Raw genomic sequence first — 14,149 nt, forward strand, 5'->3', positions numbered from 1 at the left:
CGGGGCTCCGCCCCGGACCCGCGTCCTCAATCGCCGGACGGGCTGAAAATTCAGCCCGTCCGGCGATTGAGGACAAAGACAGCGCGCCTAGCGCACGGGGTGCCCCGCGTCGCGCAGGGCCGACTTGACCTCCGGGATGCGCAGCGTGCCGAAGTGGAAGACCGACGCGGCCAGGACCGCGTCCGCGCCCGCCTCGACGGCCGGGGCGAAGTCCGCGAGCTTGCCGGCGCCGCCGCTGGCAATGACGGGGACGGTGACGTGCCGGCGCACCGCCGTGATCATTTCGGTGTCGTAGCCGCTCTGCGTGCCGTCGGCGTCCATCGAGTTCAGCAGGATCTCGCCGGCGCCCAGCTCGGCCGCCCGGTGGGCCCACTCCACGGCGTCCAGGCCCGTGCCGCGCCGGCCGCCGTGCGTGGTGACCTCGAAGCTGCCGGACGGGGTGCGGCGGGCGTCCACGGACAGCACCAGCACCTGACGGCCGAAGCGCTCGGCGATCTCCCGGATCAGCTCGGGCCGCTCGATGGCCGCGGTGTTGACGCCGACCTTGTCGGCGCCGGCCCGCAGCAGCTTGTCGACGTCGTCGGCGGTGCGGACGCCGCCGCCCACGGTCAGCGGGATGAAGACCTGCTCGGCCGTGCGGCGCACCACGTCGTAGGTCGTCTCGCGGTTGCCGGAGGAGGCGGTGATGTCGAGGAACGTCAGCTCGTCGGCGCCCTCCTCGCCGTAGATCCTGGCCATCTCGACCGGGTCGCCCGCGTCGCGCAGATTCTGGAAGTTGACGCCCTTGACGACCCGGCCGTTGTCCACGTCCAGGCAGGGGATGACTCGGACCGCCAGGGTCATGTGCTCAATGCTCCTCGGTAAGCTTCTACTTCTACTTCGACCAGGACGCGCGAGTCGACGAAGCCGGAGACCACGGCGAGGGTCGCCACGGGCCGTACGGCGTCGAAGAGTTCCTTGTGGGCGCGGCCGACCGCGTCCACGTCCCGCGCGTGGGTCAGATACATGCGGGTGCGGATGACGGACTCGACGCCGAGGCCGAACTCGCGCAGCGCGGCGAGCGCGTTGCCGAAGGCCGTGAGCGTCTGTTCGTACGGATCGCCCTCGCCCTGCAGCACGCCGTGCACCAGCGGCATCGTCCCGGCGACGAGGACCCGGTCCCCCGCCGCCACGGCACGTGCGAAGCCGATCGACTCCTCCCAGGAGCTGTCTGTCTGCACGCGCCGCGGGGCTGGGGATTCGGTCATACGGACACTGCCTCCAGGGCTTCTTCCAAGGTGAACGCCTTGGCGTAGAGCGCCTTGCCGACGATGGCACCTTCGACGCCCTCCGGTACCAGAGTGGCGATCGCCCGCAGATCGTCAAGGGACGAAACGCCACCGGAGGCGACGACCGGCTTGTCGGTGGCCGCGCAGACGCCCCGGAGCAGCTCCAGATTGGGGCCCTGGAGGGTGCCGTCCTTGGCGATGTCGGTCACGACGTAGCGGGCGCAGCCCTCGGCGTCCAGCCGGGCGAGGGTCTCGTACAGGTCGCCGCCGTCGCGGGTCCAGCCGCGGCCGCGCAGGGTGGTGCCCCGGACGTCCAGGCCGACGGCGATCTTCTCGCCGTGCTCGGCGATGACCTTGGCGACCCACTCGGGGCTCTCCAGGGCGGCGGTACCGAGGTTGACGCGGGTGCAGCCGGTGGCGAGGGCGGCGGCCAGCGAGGCGTCGTCGCGGATGCCGCCGGACAGCTCGACCTTGATGTCCATCGAACGGACGACCTCGGCGACCTGCGCACGGTTGTCGCCGGTACCGAAGGCGGCGTCCAGGTCCACCAGATGCAGCCACTCGGCGCCCGCCCGCTGCCAGGCGAGGGCAGCGGACAACGGGTCGCCGTACGACGTCTCGGAGCCGGACTCGCCATGGACGAGGCGGACGGCCTGGCCGTCACGGACATCGACGGCCGGGAGGAGTTCGAGGCGGTTGGCGCTCAAGGCATGTTCCTAGTCAGCAGGGGCGGCAGGGCTAGAGGGTGGCGAGCCAGTTGGTCAGCAACTGGGCGCCGGCGTCGCCGGACTTCTCGGGGTGGAACTGGGTCGCGCACAGCGGTCCGTTCTCCACCGCGGCGATGAACGGCTCGCCGTGCGTGGCCCAGGTGACCTGGGGCGGCCGGATGTGGTCCGCGGTGATCTCGAAGCCCCACTCGCGCACGGCGTAGGAGTGCACGAAGTAGTAGCGGGTGTCGGCGTCGAGGCCCGCGAAGAGCCGGGAGTCCGCCGCCGGGGTGACGGTGTTCCAGCCCATGTGCGGCACGACGGGGGCCTTGAGCGGCTCGACCGTGCCGGGCCACTCGTCCAGGCCCTCGGTCTCGACGCCGTGCTCGATGCCGCGCTCGAAGAGGATCTGCATGCCGACGCAGATGCCCATCACGGGCCGGCCACCGGACAGCCGGCGCCCGACGATCCAGTCGCCGCGGGCGGCGCGCAGGCCCTTCATGCAGGCGTCGAACGCGCCGACGCCGGGGACGAGCAGCCCGTCGGCGGTCATCGCCCGGTCGTAGTCGCGGGTGATCTCCACCTCGGCGCCGACGTGCGCGAGGGCACGCTCGGCGGAGCGGACGTTGCCGAATCCGTAATCGAAGACGACGACCTTCTTGCGGTCGCTCATTCCCAGACCCCCTGCAGTCGCAGCACACCGGCCACCAGGCACATCGCGGACGCTATGCCGAGCAGCACGATCAGGCCCTTGGGCATGCCCTGCTTGGCGAAGGAGATGATCCCGCCGACGAGGAACAGGCCCACGACGATCAGGATGGTCGAGAGGCCGTTCACAGTGTCTTTCCGTTCGCTTCTCCGCCCGCGCGGCGCAGCGGTGCGGGCATCAGGGTCATCTGCGGGCCGGTGGCCGCGCGTGCGTCGCTCACAGCGCGCCCTTCGTAGACGGGAGAATTCCAGCCGCGCGCGTGTCGCGCTCGCTGGCGTAGCGCAGGGCGCGGGCGAGGGCCTTGAACTGGCACTCCACGATGTGGTGGGCGTTGCGCCCGTACGGCACGTGGACGTGCAGAGCGATCTGGGCCTGCGCGACGAAGGACTCCAGGATGTGCCGGGTCATCGTCGTGTCGTAGGCGCCGATCATCGGTGCCATGTTCTCGGGCTCGGTGTGCACGAGGTACGGGCGGCCGGAGAGGTCCACGGTGACCTGGGCGAGGGACTCGTCCAGCGGGACGGTGCAGTTGCCGAACCGGTAGATGCCCACCTTGTCGCCGAGTGCCTGCTTGAAGGCGGCACCGAGCGCGAGGGAGGTGTCCTCGATGGTGTGGTGGGTGTCGATGTGCAGATCGCCGTCGGTCTTGACCCGGAGGTCGAAGAGGCCGTGCCGGCCGAGCTGGTCGAGCATGTGGTCGAAGAAGCCGACGCCTGTCGACACGTCGACCTGCCCCGTGCCGTCGAGATCGATCTCGACGAGCACGGACGTCTCCTTGGTGGTGCGCTCAACGCGGCCCACGCGGTTCATCGGTTTGTCTCCTTGCGAATGGCACGTACCGCGTCGAGGAACGCGTCGTTCTCCGCCGGGGTGCCCGCGGTGACCCGCAGCCAGCCCGGTACGCCGTTGTCCCTGACCAGGACGCCGTGGTCGAGGATGGCCCGCCACGCCGCGTGGCTGTCCTCGAAGCGTCCGAACTGTACGAAATTGGCGTCGGACTCCGTCACCTCGCAGCCCATCGCGCGCAGCTCGGTGACGATGCGGTCGCGCTCGGCCTTGAGCTGTTCGACGTAGGCGAGCAGCGTATCGGTGTGCTCCAGGGCCGCGAGGGCGGTGGCCTGGGTGACGGACGACAGGTGGTACGGCAGGCGGACGAGCTGGACGGCGTCGACCACGGCGGGGTGGGCGGCCAGATAGCCCAGGCGCAGTCCGGCCGCGCCGAAGGCCTTGGACATGGTCCGGGAGACCACGAGGTGGGGGCGGCCCTCGATGAGCGGCAGCAGCGAGGGGTGGTGGCTGAACTCGCCGTAGGCCTCGTCCACGACCACGATCGAGGGCTTCGCCGCCTGCGCGGCGTCGTAGAGCCGCAGGACGGTGCCGGCGTCGACGGCGGTGCCGGTGGGGTTGTTCGGGGAGCAGATGAAGACCACGTCGGGCCGCTGTTCGCCGATGGCCCGCACGGCCGCGTCGACGTCGATGGTGAAGTCGGCGGTGCGCGGTCCGGCGGTCCAGCCGGTGCCGGTGCCGCGCGAGATCAGGGCGTGCATGGAGTACGAGGGCTCGAAGCCCATCGCCGTGCGGCCGGGGCCGCCGAAGGTCTGGAGCAGCTGCTGCAGGACCTCGTTGGAGCCGTTGGCCGCCCAGACGTTGGCGGTTCCGACCTCGTGTCCGGCGGTGCGGGTGAGGTACTTCGCCAGCTCGGTGCGGAGCTCGACCGCGTCCCGGTCGGGGTAGCGGTTGAGGTGCCGGGCCGCCTCGGTGACGCGCTCGGCGATGCGGGCGACGAGGGGCTCGGGCAGCGGGTAGGGGTTCTCGTTGGTGTTCAGGCGGACGGGCACGTCGAGCTGGGGCGCGCCGTAGGGCGACTTGCCGCGCAGTTCGTCCCGGACGGGGAGGTCGTCCCAGGGGGACGTGGTGGGATTGCCGGTCACTTACTTCGGCACCTTCCAGCCGAACCGCGCCTTGAGCGCGGCTCCGTGTGCGGGCAGGTCCTCGGCCTCGGCGAGGGTGACCACGTGGTGGGTGACCTCGGCGAGCGCGTCGCGGGTGTAGTCGACGACGTGGATGCCGCGCAGGAAGGACTGCACGGACAGGCCGGAGGAGTGGCAGGCACAGCCACCGGTGGGCAGGACGTGGTTGGAGCCGGCGCAGTAGTCGCCGAGCGAGACCGGCGCGTACGGGCCGACGAAGACCGCCCCGGCGTTGCGCACCCGGGCGGCGACGGCGGCGGCGTTCTCGGTCTGGATCTCCAGGTGCTCGGCCGCGTAGGCGTCGACGACGGCGAGGCCCTGGTCGAGGTCGTCGACGAGGACGATGCCGGACTGGCGGCCGGCGAGCGCCTCGGTGATCCGCTCCTGGTGCCTGGTGGCAGCGACCTGCGTCTTGAGCTCGGTCTCGACGGCCTCGGCGAGCGCCTCGGAGGGGGTGACGAGGACGGCGGCGGCCAGCACGTCGTGCTCCGCCTGGCTGATCAGGTCGGCGGCGACGTGCGCCGCGTCGGCGGTGTCGTCGGCGAGGATCGCGATCTCGGTCGGGCCGGCCTCGGCGTCGATGCCGATACGGCCCTTGAGCAGGCGCTTGGCGGCGGCGACCCAGATGTTGCCGGGGCCGGTGACCAGCTGCGCGGGGCGGCACTCGTCGGTGCCGTAGGCGAACATGGCGATCGCCTGGGCGCCGCCGGCAGCGTAGACCTCGTCAACGCCGAGGAGGGCGCAGGCAGCGAGGATCGTGGGGTGCGGCAGACCGCCGAAGTCCTTCTGCGGCGGCGAGGAGACGGCGAGCGAGGCGACGCCGGCCTCCTGCGCGGGGACGACGTTCATCACGACGGACGAGGGGTAGACGGCATTGCCGCCGGGCACGTACAGCCCGACGCGCTCGACCGGGACCCAGCGCTCGGTGACGGTGCCGCCGGGGACGACCTGGACCGTCCTGTCGGTGCGCCGCTGCTCGCGGTGGACGATGCGGGCGCGGCGGATGGACTCCTCCAGCGCGGCCCGGACGGCGGGATCCAGCCGCTGGAGGGCGCCGGTGATCTCCTCGGGGGCGACGCGCACCCGGTCGATCCGGACGCCGTCGAACCGCTCCGCGTAGTCGATCAGGGCCGCGGTGCCGCGATGATGCACGTCCTCGCAGATGGGCCGCACCTTTTCCAGGGCGGCCTCGACGTCGAGTTCGGCTCGGGGCAGCAGGTCGCGGTCGACGCCCGAGGCGGTACCGCGCAGATCGATTCGGGAGATCACACCGCCAATTGTCTCAGACCCGTCCCGGCACACGGCGCGCCGTACCACTCAGTGATACGTCGCGTCGGGGCCGTTCGCCGTTGACGGGTGCCCGAAGAACAGTTGATCATCACTATCGGCGTTCAAGCGGGCACAGAGCGGGAATGGGGACCTGTACAAGTGGTACAGGTGACGGGAGGGAAACGGCCGTGACCGAGCCACGTGACGGCGAACCGCCCACCGGGCTCGATCTCACCACCGCCGAGTGGGGCATGTGGCAGGCGTTCCGCAATGGCAGCACGCACGATCTGCGCACCCCCTATCCCGAGCGCAACGACCCGACCGGCCCGCACACCTGGGGGCCCGAGCGCAGTGTGCGCGCCCGGGTCGTCGCCCTGCTGCTCCTGGACGGCCCGCCCGCCCAGCCGGGCCGGGTCTGCGCCCTGAAGCTCAACGGCGTGCACGTCACCGGCACGCTGGATCTCTCGGGCGGGACGGTCGTCCCGTATGTCGAGATGCACAATTGCCGTTTCGAGCAGCAGATCCTGTTACCGGAGAGCCGTTTCACCACCCTGCGGCTGGTGGGCTGCGCGATCCCCCGGCTGGAGGCCGCCCGGCTGACCACCGAGGGCGATCTGCATCTGCCGCGCTGCATCATCCCGAGCGGCATCCGGCTGACGGACGCGCACATCGGGTCGGATCTGCTGCTCAACCAGATGATGGTGCGCCGGGACCGGCGCGGGCTGTCCATCGCCGCGGACGGGCTGACCGTCGGGCAGGACCTCCAGGCCGAGATGATGCGTTCCGACGGGGAGCTGAGCATGCGCGGCGCGAAGATAGGCGCCTCGCTGAGCCTGCGCGGCAGCTCGCTGAACAACCCCTTCGGGCGGCGCGCCTTCAACGCCCCGCAGCTGACCGTGGAGCGCACCCTCTATCTCACGGCGGCCGGCGTGAGCGGTTCCCCCTTCACCGCCGCGACTCCCCCGTACGGCATCACCAACACCCCCGAGCACGGCACCCGTCTGCAGAGCTTCGAGTGCCAGGGCGGGGTGCGGCTCGACGACGGGCGGTTCGGCGACGCGGTGGACCTCAGCCAGGCCCGCTTCGTGATGGAGTCGGACCAGGAGCTTTCGCTGCGCCGCGTCCAGACGCCCGAGCTGCGTTTCCTCGCCGAGCGGCAGCAGCGCGGGCGGGTGGTGCTGTCGGGGGCGCGGGTGGCCAATCTGGTCGACCGGGCGGACAGCTGGCCGGGGCCCGGGGGCCTGGTGATGGCCGGGTTCTTCTACGAGCACCTGATACCGCTCGGCCACTTCCCGCTGGCCCGCCGGCTGGAGTGGGTGGCGGCCGCCACCCCGGAGTACGCCCCGGAGCCGTACGAGCGGCTGGCGGGCGCCCTGCGGGCCAGCGGTGAGGACGCGGACGCGCGCGCGGTGCTGCTCGCCAAGCAGCGCCGCAGACGCGAGACGCTGCCGCTGGCCGGCAAGGCGTGGGGGTACCTCCAGGACTGGACGGTGGCGTACGGCTACCGCCCCGGGCGGGCCGCGGTGTGGATGGCGGTGCTGTGGGCGCTGGGCACCGTGTATTTCACCTGGCGCCCGGTGGCGCCCCTGAAGGACGGCGAGGGGCCGGACTGGAGTCCCGTGCTGTACACCCTGGATCTGCTGCTGCCGGTCATCGACCTGGGGCAGGGCAATTTCTGGAAACCCGTCGGGGCCGCCCAGTGGGTGGTGACGGCCTTGATCCTGCTCGGCTGGGTGCTGGCCACCACGGTCGCCGCCGGGGCCTCCCGGTTGCTGCGCCGTCAGTGAAACCGCGGCCCGGGGAAATCCCGGCCGCCTTCGCCGCCGTCCGGGGCCATTAGGCTTACCGGCTGTGACCACCGCGCGCCTTCCGCTCTTCCCGCTGAACTCGGTGCTGTTCCCGGGACTCGTCCTCCCGCTGAACGTCTTCGAGCAGCGGTACCGTGCGCTGATGCGCGACCTGTCGGCCCTGCCGGAGGACGAGCCGCGCCGCTTCGGCGTCGTCGCCATCCGCGACGGCAGCGAGGTCGCGCCCAGCGCGCCCGGTCTGCCCGAGGGCGCCCGCCCGGAGCCGGGACCGGCCTCCGGCTTCGGCGCCGACCCGATCAAGGCGTTCCACCTGGTGGGCTGCACGGCGGACGCGGCGACGATCCGCGAGCGCGAGAACGGCACGTACGAGGTGCTGGCCACCGGCACCACCCGCTTCCGGCTGCTGTCCGTCGACGCCTCGGGCCCGTATCTGACGGGTGAGGTCGAGACCATCGAGGAGGAGCAGGGCGAGGAGGCGGGCGCGCTGGCCTCCGGTGTCGTGCGGGCGTTCCGGGCCTACCAGAAGCGGCTGGCGGGGGCGCGCGAGCGCTCACTGAACGGGGAGGCGGACCTGCCCGGCGAGCCGTCGGTGCTGTCCTATCTGGTGGCGGCCGCGGCGGTGCTGGACACCCCGGCCAAGCAGCGGCTGCTGGAGGCCCCGGACACGGCGGCCCGGCTGGCGGCGGAGCTGAAATTGCTGCGCGCGGAGACCGCGGTGATCGCTAAGCTCCCGTCGCTCCCGGCCACGGATCTCACCCGGCGGCCGACGAGCCCCAACTGAGCCCGGCGGAACCCCGGCGGTTCTCCGGCGAGTCAGCAGCGGATCACCAGCGGAAGGGGTCGGCCTTGGCGAAGAAGGCCAGGAAGCAGCAGTCCGGTGCCACGCCCGCGACCGTCGCCCTGGAGAAGGCGGGCACCGTCTTCTCCGTGCGCGCCTACGAGCACGACCCGGCCGCCCCCTCCTACGGCGAGGAGGCCGCCGAGGCGCTCGGCATCGATCCGAGCCGGGTGTTCAAGACCCTGGTGGCCGAGGTGGACGGCGTGCTGACCGTGGCCGTCGTGCCCGTCTCCGGTTCGCTCGACCTCAAGGCCCTCGCGGCCGCGGTCGGCGGCAAGCGGGCGGCGATGGCCGACCCGGCGGCCGCCGAGCGCACCACGGGGTACGTGCGGGGCGGGATCTCGCCGCTCGGCCAGCGCAAGCGGCTGCCGACGGCGCTGGACGCCTCGGCGGGGACGTATCCGACGATCTGTGTCTCGGCGGGCCGGCGCGGGCTGGAGGTCGAGCTGTCGCCCGACGACCTCGCGGCGCTGACGGGCGCGGTGCTCGCGCCGATCGCCCGCCCCTGAGCCACCCGTACGCTCCCGCGCTTCTTGCCGTGGGCCTGGACTGTTGCGCGTCCCTCCGTTACGACCGAGGGGCGGGCCGCCGTACGCGCGTCCCGCCCAGGGAGGGGACCGCTCATGTCGAAGCGCACCCGCAAGCGCCGCTGGCGTCTGAAGAAGAACCGCGCGAACCATGGAAGGCGTCCGGCGTAGCGCGGGGCGCCTGCGGCGGGCGGGCCGAACCGCGGCGGCAGGCGCCCTGCGGGCGCGTCCTCAATCGCCGGACGGGCCGGGAAGGGCTGAGCCCAGCCGAAATCAAGCCCGTCCGGCGATTGAGGACACCGCCGCGCAGCGGTGGTGCGGGCGCCACCGGCAGCCCGCAGGGCGCTACGGCTTCGGCGGAAGGCCGGGCGCGGCCCAGTCCGGTTCGGGGTCGCGGGGGCCGAACGCCGCTGTCAGGCCGAGGTGGACGGCCATCGCGGAGAGGGGCCAGAACAGCAGCGCCCCCTTGGCGGCCAGCCGGAGCGGGGCGTCGAAGACCACGCCCCGGCCGGCGGCCCGGGCGCTCGCGGCCACATCGGAGCTCGGGCCGAGCCACACCCCCAGCCGCCAGCCGATCGCCGACGCGAGCAGCGAGCCGAGCGCCAGGCCGATGACGAGGGGGATCCCGCCGCGGCGGCGGAACCAGAAGACCAGGGCCGCGCTCACCGCGCCGAAGCCCACCGCCAGCAGCACGAACGTGCCGTCCGCGCCGATCGCCTGCTCGCCCTCGGTGGCCTTGAGGTAGACGGCCTTGCCGTCCGAGATCAGCGGCACGCGCGGCGCCAGCCACACCCACAGCAGTCCCAGCAGCACCCCGGCCACGCTCACCACCGCGGCGACGACCGCGGCCTGGCGCAGCTCGACGTGGAGCCCCGGGCCGTCGGCGGCCCCGTCGGCAGCCCCGTCGGCGGTTTCCCGGTGCACGAGCCCGTGCGGCGGGACCTGCGAGGGATCGTGCGAGGAGTCGTGCGGGGGTTCGTGCGGCGTCAGCGGTGCGGTCACCTTGCCATCGTGCCAGGTCGACGACGTGCCGTCGGCGGCAGGACCGCCGCTGCGGCGCGTCACCGCACGGCCGCCCGGCGGTACGCCCAGGTGGCGACGGCCAGCGAGACCACGCCCACGGCGGCGCACACCCCGAGGTCCGCGGCCACCAGCAGCCAGTCGGGCCGCTCGTCGAAAGTCCGCGCCAGGGCCTCCACACCGTAGGTGGAGGGCAGCAGATCGCGCGCGTAGCCGATGGGGGCGGGCAGGTGCGCGGCCGGGAGCACGCCGAGCAGCAGCGCCGCGGACATGCCCAACTGGCCGCACAGCGTCGCCAGCTCCTGCCGGGGCGCGAGCAGCCCGAGCGCCGCGCCGAGCCCGGCGAGGGCCGCCCCGGCCAGCGGGATCACCGCGACGAGCACCCACAGGTGGGTCATCGGCAGATGGAACAGCGCGCTTCCGACGACCGCCGTGACGGCCGTGCCGGGCACGGTGAAGGACGCGTACGCCGCCGCCGCGCCCAGCACCACGGCCGCGGGCGGCACCGGGAGGGTCGCGTAGTGGTCGAGGCCGCCACTGGCGCGCAGCTGCCCGAAGTACTGGGCGAGGAGGTTCAGCGCGACGAACGCCACGACCAGCACGCTGGACCCGGCGACCACGGCCCGCGCCTCGTCCCCGCCGTCCACGACCCCGCGCATCAGGACCATGATCCCGACGGACTGGAACGTCGCGACGAACAGCAGCGGGATCCGTGCCACCCGGGCACGCGAGAGCTGCGCCCGGTACACGGCGACCAGGGCGGGCAGCAGCCGCGCCCGGGGAGCGAGCGGGGCGGCGCCGTCACCGTCGCCGTCGGACCAGGGGCGGGCGCGGTCCTCGGAGCGTGCCGGGTCCTCGGCTCCGGCCCGGCCGGACACCACCTCTGCGGATACAGCAGTCACCCGGCACAGCTCCTGTTCGGTCCGGTCCAGTGGCCCGTCATGAATGGGTCACCCCTTCACCAGTCCCTCCGTGCGGTCGCCGCCGAGCGCCAGATAGACGTCCTCCAGGCTCGGGGTGGCCAGCGTGAAGTCGTCGAGTGCGGCGAAGGCGGGGCCGCCGGTCACGGCGGCCACGGCGGCCCGCGCCTCGGCGGGGCCGAGCCGCAGCGACCAGCGGCGGCCCGACTCGTGGGCCGCGTCGCGCAGCGCCGCGACCTCGGGGATGTCCAGCGGGGGCTCGGCGCGCCAGACGAGTTCGACGCGGACCTCGTCGCCGACGAGCTCCTTGAGGCCGGTGGGGGTGTCGCAGGCGATGATCCGGCCGCGTTCGAGGACGGCGACCCGGTCGAGGACGGTCTCGGCCTCGATGACGTTGTGGGTGACGAGCAGCACCGTCGCGCCGCGCTCGGCGCGCCGCCGGTCGACGGCGGCCCAGACGGCGCGGCGGGCGACGGGGTCCATGCCGGTGGTGGGCTCGTCCAGGACGAGCACGGGCCGTTCCCCGACGAGGGTCGCGGCGAAGCAGGCGAGCCGGCGCTGGCCGCCGGAGAGCTTCTTCAGCGGCCGCCCGGCGATCGGGGCGAGGCCCAGCTCGTCGATGACGGCGTCGCGCTCGGCGCGGGCGTCGCGCAGGGCGAGGCCACGCAGCCGCCCGGTGGTCTCCGCGGCCAGGGACACCGTCAGCTCGTCGAGCGCGGTGGACTCCTGGCCGAGGTAGCCGACGAGCCGGGAGGCGCGCTCGGGGTGGCGTACGAGGTCGTGGCCGAGCAGGTCGACGCTGCCCGCGTCGGGCCGCAGCAGACCGGTGAGCTGGCGCACGAGCGTGGACTTGCCGGCGCCGTTGGGGCCGAGCAGTCCGAAGATCTCGCCGCGCCGGACGTCGAGGTCGATGCCGTCGGAGGCCCGCACGGCGGCCGCGCCGGGGGCGCCCCGCCGGCCGCGCGCGGCGGGGTAGGTCTTGACCAGGCCGCGCACGGTGCACACCGCGTCGTCCGTCGCCCGCCCTGGGGAGCCCCGCTCCGCCTGTTTCGCGCCCATCCTCACGAGCTATGAGGGTACGCGCTCCGGCGCCCGCGGCTTGCTTCGGGGTGGCGCACCCGGGGTACGTTCCGCCCGCCGGTCCCCGGCCCCGCGGGTGGTCGCCGTCACGGCGGGAAGGAGCCCCGGGACGTTTTCCGGCTCAGTCCCCGGCCGGGGCGTGCTCTGCCGCCGTGCGCGCGTCGATCTCGCGCCAGAATCCCGCCCGGATCGCATAGCGGTCGTGCTCGTCGATCTGGTCGTCCTTGTGCGCGAGCAGCCCGAAGCGGGCCGCGTACCGCAGCAGCTCGCCATCGATGCGGTGCGGGATGCGCGGGTACTCGGTGGAGAGGTGCTGGAGGTGGACGGAGTCGGTGAGGCGCTCGGTCCAGCGGCGGGCGAAGACCTGGCCGACCTCGAAGGGGTCGCCGCCGACGGTGGTGATGTCCTCCTCCCGGTCGGCCCAGCGCTGCTCGGCGCTGGTGAGCTGGGCGAGCATGGGGAGGGAGGCAGTTTCGGGCGGTTCGCCCAGGCCGTTTCCGGCGCCGCGCTCGACCCAGCCCTTGTCGGAGGACCAGCGGAGGGTGGCGTTGGGGGCGGGGGCTGTCCCCTGGCCCGCTTGCCCGGCGGCCTGGCCCGGCCGGTCCCCGCCGTTCTGGGATGCCGGTCCGGCGAGGCCGCGGGCGAGGCCGGCGAGGTCCTTCGGGGTGGGCACGCCCTTGCTGCCGGGGGTCTCGGAGCCGCGCTCGGACTCGGGGCAGGTGTCGGGGCAGGGCTCGGCGGGGGTGGCGGGCCGGGTGCCGTTGCGCCGGTCGGGGCGGGCCTCGGCCGCGCGGCTCGCGGCGGCGGCAGCGGCGGCCGCCGCGGTCTCGGGGAGCGGCGCGGAGAGGATCGCGGCGATCTCGGGGCGCGGCGCGGGCTGCGGGGCGCAGATGCCGGTGAGTTCCTTGGCGCGGACGGCCCGGGTGATCCAGGTGCGGTCCAGGACGCGGCGCTCGTCGGCTTCGGCGACGAGGTCCTCGGACTGGTTGTAGTCGCCGTCGGCGGCCTGGACGGCCCACAGGTGGACGGCGACGCCGTGTTCCTTGGCGGACATCAGGCCCGGGAGGAGATCGCCGTCGCCGGTGACGAGCACGATGTCGGAACAGGCACGGTTGCGGGCCAGCTCGGTGAGCTCGGCGTGCATGGCCGCGTCGACGCCCTTCTGGGCCCACCGGCCGTCGCTGCGGGTCAGGGCCCCCAGCCGGACGGTGACCCGGGGCATGACGCGGAGCCTGCGGTGCTCGGGCTGCGGCACCCGGTCGGGGGCACCGTCGAACCAGTAGATCCGCAGCAACGGGCGCTGCGTCTCGGCCTCGGCCCGCTCGCGCAGCCCCTGGATGAGGGTCGCGTGATCGACGGTGATGCGGGACCGGGCGGGTTCCCCGGCCAGCAGGCTCGCGGCGGCGCCCAGCAGATAGCCGGCGTCCACCAGGACGACGCAGCGGTCCACGTTCCACCCTCTTTCTGTCAGTTTTCTGTCAGTCCAGAAGTGCGGTCGCCCCCCGGCACGGTCGTGCCCCTGGTTTGCCTTGGCTTTCCTTGGAGTCTGCCCGACCGCACGGGGGTTATCAGTCCGAACTGGATCATCGGCGTGGCGGATACGGGCACAGATCGATAAGTGCATCTATCACGCACGGTAATTACCCGAAATGCACGGTTCGCCGGCGCGTGCCAGTGTGTTCGGCGGGGGGCAACCCCGACTTGGAGGCACAGCAGCATGGCCAAGAACAGGAAGCAGAACCGGGAGCAGCAGAAGAGCAGTGCGGCCGAGCGCGGTACGCAGCAGGCGAAGAGCTCCTCGATGGAGGACCGGGCCGATCAGCGGCAGTCCCAGGTGACCCCGGGGGACATGGCGCGCAAGGGCCGCCAGAAGCGCTTCGGTCACAACTGAGCGGCCGCCGGACCGCCGGGCGGGGCACGCGGGCGGGCGACCGCGGGCCGTCCGGCCGGAACCGGCCCGGCGCCTTGAAGTGCGAGTGGGGCGCGTCCGGTTGACCCGGGCGCGCCCCACGTTGCCATATGACGGAATTGTC

Annotated in this window: 17 protein-coding genes; 5 read left to right on the plus strand and 12 right to left on the minus strand. The window is 73.1% G+C overall.

Annotation, left to right across the window (positions count from 1 at the left end; translation table 11 throughout):
* Positions 1–87 precede the first annotated feature (87 nt).
* From hisF to hisD, 8 genes are all read right to left on the minus strand, one after another.
* Positions 88–843: an imidazole glycerol phosphate synthase subunit HisF gene (gene hisF / locus JO379_RS09065; RefSeq protein WP_130877294.1), complete on the minus strand. Its 756-nt coding sequence runs from the start codon at positions 841–843 to the stop codon at positions 88–90.
* Complete coding sequence (locus tag JO379_RS09070; protein ID WP_130877295.1) at positions 840–1,247, minus strand: RidA family protein; 408 nt, start codon at positions 1,245–1,247, stop codon at positions 840–842. Before JO379_RS09070 ends, hisF begins: the two co-directional genes overlap by 4 nt.
* Positions 1,244–1,975 carry a bifunctional 1-(5-phosphoribosyl)-5-((5-phosphoribosylamino)methylideneamino)imidazole-4-carboxamide isomerase/phosphoribosylanthranilate isomerase PriA gene (priA, locus tag JO379_RS09075; RefSeq protein ID WP_130877296.1) on the minus strand — a complete coding sequence of 244 codons (732 nt, stop codon included), beginning with the start codon at positions 1,973–1,975 and terminating at the stop codon, positions 1,244–1,246. Before priA ends, JO379_RS09070 begins: the two co-directional genes overlap by 4 nt.
* Before the next feature lie 31 nt (positions 1,976–2,006).
* Positions 2,007–2,648: an imidazole glycerol phosphate synthase subunit HisH gene (hisH, locus tag JO379_RS09080; protein ID WP_130877297.1), complete on the minus strand. Its 642-nt coding sequence runs from the start codon at positions 2,646–2,648 to the stop codon at positions 2,007–2,009.
* Complete coding sequence (locus JO379_RS09085; protein WP_165451513.1) at positions 2,645–2,812, minus strand: CG2302 family histidine operon protein; 168 nt, start codon at positions 2,810–2,812, stop codon at positions 2,645–2,647. The genes hisH and JO379_RS09085 overlap by 4 nt, the downstream gene beginning before the upstream one ends.
* A gap of 88 nt (positions 2,813–2,900) precedes the next feature.
* Positions 2,901–3,494 (minus strand): imidazoleglycerol-phosphate dehydratase HisB, encoded by a 594-nt coding sequence (hisB, locus tag JO379_RS09090; RefSeq protein WP_130877298.1) that lies wholly within the window; start codon positions 3,492–3,494, stop codon positions 2,901–2,903.
* A complete protein-coding gene (locus tag JO379_RS09095) occupies positions 3,491–4,615 on the minus strand; it encodes a histidinol-phosphate transaminase (protein WP_209514544.1) in 1,125 nt (374 codons plus the stop codon). Before JO379_RS09095 ends, hisB begins: the two co-directional genes overlap by 4 nt.
* Positions 4,616–5,923: a histidinol dehydrogenase gene (hisD, locus tag JO379_RS09100; protein ID WP_209514546.1), complete on the minus strand. Its 1,308-nt coding sequence runs from the start codon at positions 5,921–5,923 to the stop codon at positions 4,616–4,618.
* Between the two features lie 188 nt (positions 5,924–6,111).
* Between hisD and JO379_RS09105 the strand changes: the two genes are divergently transcribed.
* From JO379_RS09105 to JO379_RS34335, 4 genes are all read left to right on the plus strand, one after another.
* The gene (locus JO379_RS09105; protein WP_130877301.1) at positions 6,112–7,710 is read left to right on the plus strand and encodes an oxidoreductase; all 1,599 of its coding nucleotides are present in this window, start codon (positions 6,112–6,114) and stop codon (positions 7,708–7,710) included.
* Between the two features lie 64 nt (positions 7,711–7,774).
* The gene (locus tag JO379_RS09110) at positions 7,775–8,512 is read left to right on the plus strand and encodes an LON peptidase substrate-binding domain-containing protein (protein WP_130877302.1); all 738 of its coding nucleotides are present in this window, start codon (positions 7,775–7,777) and stop codon (positions 8,510–8,512) included.
* Between the two features lie 65 nt (positions 8,513–8,577).
* A complete protein-coding gene (gene ybaK / locus JO379_RS09115; RefSeq protein ID WP_209514548.1) occupies positions 8,578–9,078 on the plus strand; it encodes a Cys-tRNA(Pro) deacylase in 501 nt (166 codons plus the stop codon).
* Between the two features lie 114 nt (positions 9,079–9,192).
* A complete protein-coding gene (locus tag JO379_RS34335) occupies positions 9,193–9,267 on the plus strand; it encodes a 50S ribosomal protein bL37 (protein WP_430542707.1) in 75 nt (24 codons plus the stop codon).
* Between the two features lie 174 nt (positions 9,268–9,441).
* Here JO379_RS34335 and JO379_RS09120 read toward each other — a convergent pair whose 3' ends face one another.
* The 4 genes from JO379_RS09120 to JO379_RS09135 form a co-directional block, all read right to left on the minus strand.
* Positions 9,442–10,098: an ABC transporter permease gene (locus JO379_RS09120; protein WP_130877304.1), complete on the minus strand. Its 657-nt coding sequence runs from the start codon at positions 10,096–10,098 to the stop codon at positions 9,442–9,444.
* Positions 10,099–10,157: 59 nt separating this feature from the next.
* Positions 10,158–11,018: an ABC transporter permease gene (locus JO379_RS09125; protein ID WP_130877305.1), complete on the minus strand. Its 861-nt coding sequence runs from the start codon at positions 11,016–11,018 to the stop codon at positions 10,158–10,160.
* A 48-nt stretch (positions 11,019–11,066) separates the two neighbouring features.
* Positions 11,067–12,095 (minus strand): ABC transporter ATP-binding protein, encoded by a 1,029-nt coding sequence (locus JO379_RS09130; protein WP_209514550.1) that lies wholly within the window; start codon positions 12,093–12,095, stop codon positions 11,067–11,069.
* 142 nt (positions 12,096–12,237) lie between these two features.
* Entirely contained in the window at positions 12,238–13,566 is a 1,329-nt protein-coding gene (locus tag JO379_RS09135) for an NYN domain-containing protein (RefSeq protein WP_207303877.1), read from the minus strand.
* A gap of 267 nt (positions 13,567–13,833) precedes the next feature.
* Here JO379_RS09135 and JO379_RS09140 point away from each other — a divergent pair, with 267 nt between their 5' ends.
* Positions 13,834–14,007, plus strand: coding sequence for a hypothetical protein (locus JO379_RS09140; RefSeq protein WP_165451514.1), 174 nt, complete (start codon positions 13,834–13,836; stop codon positions 14,005–14,007).
* Positions 14,008–14,149: the final 142 nt, after the last annotated feature.

It is taken from the genome of Streptomyces syringium (assembly GCF_017876625.1).
In the GTDB taxonomy this organism is placed as follows: Bacteria; Actinomycetota; Actinomycetes; order Streptomycetales; family Streptomycetaceae; genus Streptomyces; species Streptomyces syringius.

What these genes read in the sequence shown, in the direction of transcription:
- hisF (WP_130877294.1), bottom strand. Translation starts at nt 843, where the DNA reads ATGACCCTGGCGGTCCGAGTCATCCCCTGCCTGGACGTGGACAACGGC.
- JO379_RS09070 (WP_130877295.1), bottom strand. Translation starts at nt 1,247, where the DNA reads ATGACCGAATCCCCAGCCCCGCGGCGCGTGCAGACAGACAGCTCCTGG.
- hisH (WP_130877297.1), bottom strand. Translation starts at nt 2,648, where the DNA reads ATGAGCGACCGCAAGAAGGTCGTCGTCTTCGATTACGGATTCGGCAAC.
- hisB (WP_130877298.1), bottom strand. Translation starts at nt 3,494, where the DNA reads ATGAACCGCGTGGGCCGCGTTGAGCGCACCACCAAGGAGACGTCCGTG.
- JO379_RS09130 (WP_209514550.1), bottom strand. Translation starts at nt 12,095, where the DNA reads ATGGGCGCGAAACAGGCGGAGCGGGGCTCCCCAGGGCGGGCGACGGAC.
- JO379_RS09140 (WP_165451514.1), top strand. Translation starts at nt 13,834, where the DNA reads ATGGCCAAGAACAGGAAGCAGAACCGGGAGCAGCAGAAGAGCAGTGCG.